Origin of the sequence: Pseudomonas edaphica, assembly GCF_005863185.1 — a bacterium.
Classification (GTDB): Bacteria; Pseudomonadota; Gammaproteobacteria; order Pseudomonadales; family Pseudomonadaceae; genus Aquipseudomonas; species Aquipseudomonas edaphica.
Window position 1 is genome coordinate 1 of the sequence record NZ_VBVZ01000344.1, and the last position, 6681, is coordinate 6681.

The following is a 6681-nucleotide window of genomic DNA, read 5'->3' on the forward strand; positions in this document are numbered from 1 at the left end:
CCCCAGGCACCGCAGGAAAAAAGCCGCTGGTTGAAGCGTTACGCCGCGTTTGCGGTGGACTCGGGCGTGCCGGCCGAGGATGCAGAACGCGCGATTACCGCGATCAGCGCCAAATTGCCGGTACTGTCACCCGCACAAGATGCAGCCTTGATGGTTGAAGCCGGGTTCGAAGGCGTGGAGCTGTTCTACGCCGGCTTCAGTTTCAAAGGATGGGTAGGTTATAAACCGCGCTAGCGCTTACCAACTACCAGATGCCCCACCGCCACCACTGGAACCACCGCCTCCGGACGAACTGCTGCTTGAACTGGAGCTTGAACCCGAGCTGCCTGAGCTTGAGCCAGACCCGCCGCCCGAACCCGAGCCGCCATCGGAAATACTCTGCAAAAACACTATAAACGCCACCACCGAAGCGGCGGGTATGGCGATGATCCAGCCTTGATAACCGTGCCCCAGCAGTAACCCGACTGCCACATACACCGCTACCACCGCCGCCACCCGCACGAAGAAGAAGCGCGGGCTATTCTTCCAGGATTGGTGGATAACGAAAAACAGTCCCATATACAACGCCAGCACCAACGCGCAGCCAAACGGCCACACCAGCCAATGGACGAAGTTGACGGCCACGAAATGGTCGACCACCAGCAGCCCGGCAACGTAGGCCAGCACCCCAATCACGCAATAAAACACGGTGCGCGCCAGCCATAAGGCGCCGAAAGTCGCGCCGCCAATCAGCAGGGTCAGCGGCAACACCAGCAGGTACATCGGCCAGTCGCGACCGCCCCCATACAGCGTCAACAGTACCGTAACCGCCACGGTGGCGATTAACGCCGGGCGCCACGGCAGCTTGCCGGCGGCGATCAGCACACCGCCGACGCCTCCCAAGATAAACGCCAACAGCACCGCAATGGCCTGTGGGTTGACCTCAGGCCCCACCGGCTTGGGCAGGTCGCCGCCGTCTACCAGCACGCCCAGGTCATCGACGGCCTGTTGAATCCCTCCCGCATAGTCACCCTGGCGAAACGCCGGGGTGATGTGTTCTTCGATGATGCGGTGGGCCAGCAGGTCGGTGACCGTGCCTTCCAGGCCGTAACCTACTTCGATACGCACGGTGTGGTCGTTTTTAGCCACTACCAGCAGGATGCCGTCATTGACGTCCTTGCGCCCCAGTTTCCAGGCACGGAACAGTTGGTTGGCAAAGTCTTCGATGGTTGCGCCGCCGGTGGTGGGCACCAGCAGCACGGCAACCTGGGCGCCCTTGCGTTGTTCGAGGGTGGCGAGTTGAGCCTTCAAGCGCTCGGTTGTGCCGTTATCCAACGTATTGGTGAGGTCGATCACCCGTTGATCGAGGGCGACCTTGATCGGCGAAGTGTCCGCCTGGGCACTGGTCAACAGGCCGATAAACACCAGCGCCAGCAGACTCAAGACGGATTGGCGCAAATACAGCCGCATGTTTTGTTACCTGAAGTTTCTTCGAGGAGGCGTCGACTTTACCTTATAGACGTATAACGCGTGACCCCACGCCCGCGACTATCTAAACTGCCCACACATATAGCAATGCGCCATAGCTGAGAACCCCATGAACCTAAAGCACCGCAACAACGTCAGTGTGATGGGCAACGGCACGGCGACCTTGGTGTTCTCCCACGGTTTCGGCTGCAACCAGGCCATGTGGAATTATATGACGCCGCACTTTACCGAGCGTTTTCGCGTCGTGATGTATGACTTGGTGGGGGCTGGCCTGTCGGACCTCAGCGCATTCGACAAGACCAAATATGCCGCGCTGGGCGGTTATGCCCGCGATTTAAACGAGATTATCGACGCTTTCGCCAGCGGCCCGGTGATCCTGGTCAGCCATTCGGTCAGCGCGATGATCGCCACCCTCGCCGACCGCCTGGCACCAGGCCGTATCGCCGCCCATGTGATGATCGGCCCGTCGCCACGCTATATCGACGACGTGGGCTACGTCGGCGGCTTCAAGCGCAGCGATATCGATGACCTGCTTGACACGCTCGACAGCAACTACCTGGGCTGGTCCAGCACCATGGCCCCCGTGATCATGGGCGCCCCCGAGCAACCGGCGTTGAGTGCCGAGCTGAGCGACAGTTTCTGCCGTACCGAACCGGACATCGCCAAGCAATTTGCGCGGGTGACCTTTATGTCGGACAACCGTAAGGACGTGATCGGCCTGACCACGCCCGTGCTGATCCTGCAATCACGTGACGACCTGATTGCACCCGTGGCGGTGGGCGAATACCTGCACAGCGTGCTGCCCAACAGCACCTATTGCCTGGTCGATAATGTCGGCCATTGCCCGCATATGAGCGCGCCCGAGGCCTGCACGAGGGCGATGGACAACTTCCTGGCGCCATGGGCCATGGCTGATGTCGGCTGATCTGTTCGACAGCGCCGCCTGTGCCCTGGCGGTGACGGCTGAAGACGGCACGATCCTGCGCGCCAACACGCTGCTCGGCCAATGGCTGGGGCTGCGCAGTGCCGAGCTGTGCGGGCGGCCGTTTCAGGATTTGCTGACCATGGGCGGGCGAATATTCCACCAGACCCACCTGGCGCCGATGCTGCGCATGCGTGGCAGCGTCAGCGAAGTCAAACTCGACTTGGTGCACCACGACGGCCACAAAGTGACCGTACTGCTCAACGCCAGCGCCCGCGAACAGGCTGGCGCATTGGTACACGACCTGGCGCTGTTCGGCACCACCGACCGCGACAAGTACGAGCGCGAGCTGCTCAATGCGCGCAAGCTTGCCGAAGCCTTGTTGCAGGAACGCACCAGCACCGAATTGGCGCTGCATCAGGCCCAGGCGGAACTGAGCGAAGCCTATGCCATCGCCCAACGCCGCGCGTTGTTTGCCGAGCAGATGGTGGCGATCGTCAGCCATGACTTGAAAAACCCACTGACCGCCATCCGCATGGCCTCGGACATGCTTGCGCGCAGCGAGCGCACGCCCAGGGAGCACCAGTTGCTGGGCCATATCGGCCAGTCCTCCGAGCGCGCCCAGCGAATGATTGCCGACCTGCTGGATTTCACCCAGGCCCGGGTCGGCCACGGGATCAGCATCAAGACCACACCCCTGGACCTGCACGGCGTGATCCAGCACGCCGTGGATGAACTGCGCGTGGCCTTCCCCAAGGCCACATTAAAGCACCAGCCCGAAGGTATGGGCCAAGCGTGCCTGGATGCCGACCGGGTGCAGCAGATTATTGGTAACCTGGTGGCCAACAGCGTGGCCTATGGCGACTTGTTGATGCCAATTACCATCACCTCACGCTTGGGCGAAGGTGGCTGCCAAGTGGCCGTGCATAACCACGGTGCCGCGATCCCGCAAACGCTGCTGGCCGGGCTGTTCGAGCCCATGACCCGAGGCACCGACCAGGGCAGCGAGGTGCGTAGCGTGGGGTTGGGCCTGTATATCGTGCGTGAACTGGCCAGGGCGCACGGTGGAGACGTGGCGGTGAGTTCCTGCGTCAACGAGGGCACGACCTTTACCGTAACGCTTTAAAGCAGGTACGCCGTGCCCTGCATGATCGGCTCGACACGGCCGGTCAACACCACACCGCCCTGCCCGTCCCACTGCACAGTGACCGTGCCACCGTCGCATTGCACCTGAACCGTGGCGTCCAGCAACCCGCGCCGAATCCCATTGACCACCGCGCCACAGCAGCAGGAGCCGGAACCCAGCGGCACACCCCCGCCGCGCTCCCAGATACGTAGGCGGATATGGCTGCGGTCCAGCACCTGCACAAAATGCACATTGGTGTTGGCCGGGAACAGCGGATGGGTTTCCAGCGCCGGGCCCACGGCCGCCACGTCGATGGTGCTGATGTCGTCGATAAAATACGTGCAATGCGTGTTACCCATGCTGCAGGCGGCAGGCGCGCCATCGATGGGCAAGGTGCGGGTGTCCAGCGCGTCAGCCAGTGGTACGCCAGACCAGTCCAGCGAGGGCACGCCCATGTCCACCGACACTTGCTGGCCGGCGGCCCGCACGCACGTCAGCAAGCCTCGATCCGTGCGCAATACGATGGTGTCGCGACCGGTCTCATGCATCAAGCGGTCAGCCACGCCACGGGTGGCGCTGCCGCAGGTTTGCAGCGGCGTACCGTTGGGGTTCCAGAACTTGATGCGGGCCAGCGCGTCTTCGCAGTCGAGCACCACGGCCAGTTGGTTGAAGCCGATACCGGTGTGGCGGTTGCCCAGCCGCCGGGCGACCTGCGCAGTGATCGGGTCGTCCAGGCCACGGCGGTCGATGATGATGAAATCGTCGCCATGGGCATGCATCTTCACAAAGGGCAAGGTCATGGGCGGTCCTCGGTCGAGATCAGCCTGCAAGCATACGGGAGTTTCATCCAAGCCGTTTCAGCCGCGTGCTAGCGTTGGCACATCCTTATCCAACAGAACCGTCCATGAACAAAACCACCCTTGCCTTCACCTTGCTGCTGGCCGCGTTGCCCGCCGTGGCGATGGCTGCAAGCCTTTGCCAGCCTGCGTCGGCAAACCCGGCAGCCCACGCGCTGCTGGCCGCCGCCCAACGGCATTTGGCCGACCAGCCTGCGCCGTTGCCGCAGGTGCACACCGAAGGCACCCTGCCGAACCATGGCATTCGCGAGCAAAGCCTGGTTGCCGAACAGGACTGGCCGCTGATGCGCCAGGCGGCGCTGGCCTGGCGCATCAGCGGTGACCCGCGTTACCTCAGGCAAGTCGACGACTACCTCGCCGCCTGGGCCGATGTCTACCAGCCGGATTTCAACCCCATCGACGAAACCAATCTCGATATGCTGATCACGGCCTATGCGCTTACCGCCGACCACCTGCGTCTGGAAACCCGCGCCGCCAGCCGCCGTTTTATCAGCAAGCTGGGCAATGGCTACATCGCGCATATCGAACAATTCCACGGGCAGAAAAAAGGCACCCAGACCAATAACTGGCAGAGCCACCGCATCAAGTTGGTGACCCTCGCCGCCGCCGCACTCAACGACCAGGCCATGCTTGAGCACGCTCATCAACTGTTTAAACAGCAAGTGGCCGATAACATCCTGCCTGACGGTTCGGTCACCGACTTCCAGGACCGCGACGCCCTGCATTACGTGGTCTACGACCTTGAACCGCTGGTGCAGGCCGCACTGGCGGCCAAGGCCTACGGCGGCGACTGGCTGAACCTCAAGAGCAATGGTGCGTCGCTGGGCGCCGCCCTCGACTGGCTGGTGCCTTACGCCACTGGGCAACGCAGCCACCAGGAGTTCGTGCACACCCACGTTCAGTTCGACAAAGACCGTGCCACAGTAGGCGAAGCCGGTTACAGCGGCACCTGGGATGCCAAAAGCAGCGCGACGCTGTTCTGGCTGGCGGCGCAACTGGATAAACGCTACCTGCCCGTGGCCACGCAACTGGCGGCCCACCCGGCCGATTGGATCAGCGCCTGCTATTTGAAGTAAGCGCGGCTAGACTGGCTGGGCGCCCTATTCAAAGGATTGACCATGCTTATTGTATTCAGCGGCCTGCCCGGCACCGGCAAGACCACGATTGCCAGCGAACTGGCACGTCGGATAAACGCGGTTTACCTGCGTATTGATGTGATTGAACAGGCGCTTCGGGATGCAAACGTACTGACCGGTGATGTGGGCGCCAGCGGTTATGGCGTGGCGAATGCGCTGGCATTGAGTAATTTGAGAATGGGGCAGACGGTGATTGCCGACTGTGTGAACCCGCTGAAGGAGAGCCGGGAGGCGTGGCAGGCCGTGGCGGCGACAGCGGGCGTCGAGATGCTTGATATTGAGGTGGTTTGCTCTGACCTGCTGGAACATCAGCGCCGGGTGGAGGGCCGCACGGGCGATATTGCCGGGTTGGTGCCACCCTCCTGGCAGTCCGTTTCAGTACATGAATATGAGGCGTGGGCTGAGACGCCACTGACTGTCGACACTGCAAGTGTGACAGCCGCCGAGGCCGTCGAAGTGATCCTGGCACACATCACCCCTGTGGCGAGCGGGCTTACCGTGGCGAGCAGGCTTGACCTGCGTTGGGCTGCGAAGCGGCCCTAGTACAGTCACCGCGTTTTTCTCAGAGACACATAAGCGTCTGGTTTTGGGGCTGCTACGCAGCCCAACGCAGGGCAAGCCTGCTCGCCACAACAACCCCGTCTGCCACAACAAACCAGCTAGCCACATCGAGCTTCAGAGCACCGCTCCCATCGCCTTCACCAACACCGGGTCACGCCCATAAATATCCGGCGAGTACACCAACCCGCCTTGGCGATCGACTTCCACTGTCCAGTAACCCAACAGCACCGGCACTGGCGTGGCCAGCCTGAATTCATGGGTTGTGCCGGTGGCCAGCAATTCTTCGGTGCGCGTGCGTTCGGCCGGGGTTACCAGCAGGTCGCGCAGCATCATCGGCTGCTCAACCCGCACGCAGCCCGAACTGAATGCCCGTGGGCCTTTGGTAAACAGCGGCTGGCTCGGCGTGTCGTGCAAGTAAACGGAATAGGGGTTGGGAAAGCGCATCACGATGCGGCCCAGCGGGTTGCGCGGGCCGGCCTCCTGGCGCAGCAGAATGTTGCCGGGGTGCGACCAATCCACCTGGTCGGCCGTCAATGGGCGGCCCTGGGCGTCGAGCACTTGCAGGTTTTGCTGGCGCAGGTATTCGGGGTTGAGGCGGATGGCCGGGTGTTT

The 6681-nt window shown here is 62.3% G+C and carries 7 protein-coding genes and 1 pseudogene; 5 read left to right on the forward strand and 3 right to left on the reverse strand.

Going from position 1 to position 6681, the window contains the following annotated elements; translation table 11 throughout:
• Positions 1 to 234 (forward strand): annotated as a pseudogene (locus FEM54_RS20865) (methyltransferase); the annotation flags it as partial.
• Between the two features lie 3 nt (positions 235 to 237).
• Here the strand turns inward: FEM54_RS20865 and FEM54_RS20870 are convergent.
• Positions 238 to 1449: a TPM domain-containing protein gene (locus FEM54_RS20870; protein ID WP_017136838.1), complete on the reverse strand. Its 1212-nt coding sequence runs from the start codon at positions 1447 to 1449 to the stop codon at positions 238 to 240.
• 127 nt (positions 1450 to 1576) lie between these two features.
• Here FEM54_RS20870 and FEM54_RS20875 point away from each other — a divergent pair, with 127 nt between their 5' ends.
• Both FEM54_RS20875 and FEM54_RS20880 read left to right on the forward strand, forming a co-directional pair.
• Entirely contained in the window at positions 1577 to 2392 is an 816-nt protein-coding gene (locus FEM54_RS20875) for an alpha/beta fold hydrolase (protein WP_017136839.1), read from the forward strand.
• A complete protein-coding gene (locus FEM54_RS20880) occupies positions 2382 to 3515 on the forward strand; it encodes a PAS domain-containing sensor histidine kinase (protein ID WP_138452774.1) in 1134 nt (377 codons plus the stop codon). Before FEM54_RS20875 ends, FEM54_RS20880 begins: the two co-directional genes overlap by 11 nt.
• Here the strand turns inward: FEM54_RS20880 and dapF are convergent.
• Entirely contained in the window at positions 3512 to 4315 is an 804-nt protein-coding gene (gene dapF / locus FEM54_RS20885; protein ID WP_017136841.1) for a diaminopimelate epimerase, read from the reverse strand. The two genes, FEM54_RS20880 and dapF, sit on opposite strands and share 4 nt — an antisense overlap.
• 104 nt (positions 4316 to 4419) lie before the next feature.
• Between dapF and FEM54_RS20890 the strand changes: the two genes are divergently transcribed.
• The gene (locus FEM54_RS20890; protein ID WP_138452776.1) at positions 4420 to 5448 is read left to right on the forward strand and encodes an alginate lyase family protein; all 1029 of its coding nucleotides are present in this window, start codon (positions 4420 to 4422) and stop codon (positions 5446 to 5448) included.
• A 42-nt stretch (positions 5449 to 5490) separates the two neighbouring features.
• Positions 5491 to 6051 (forward strand): P-loop nucleotide/nucleoside kinase family protein, encoded by a 561-nt coding sequence (locus FEM54_RS20895; protein WP_138452778.1) that lies wholly within the window; start codon positions 5491 to 5493, stop codon positions 6049 to 6051.
• Positions 6052 to 6183: 132 nt separating this feature from the next.
• Here FEM54_RS20895 and FEM54_RS20900 read toward each other — a convergent pair.
• Positions 6184 to 6681, reverse strand: a 498-nt coding sequence (locus tag FEM54_RS20900) for a L,D-transpeptidase family protein (protein WP_171045874.1), incomplete at its 5' end; no start/stop codon positions are given.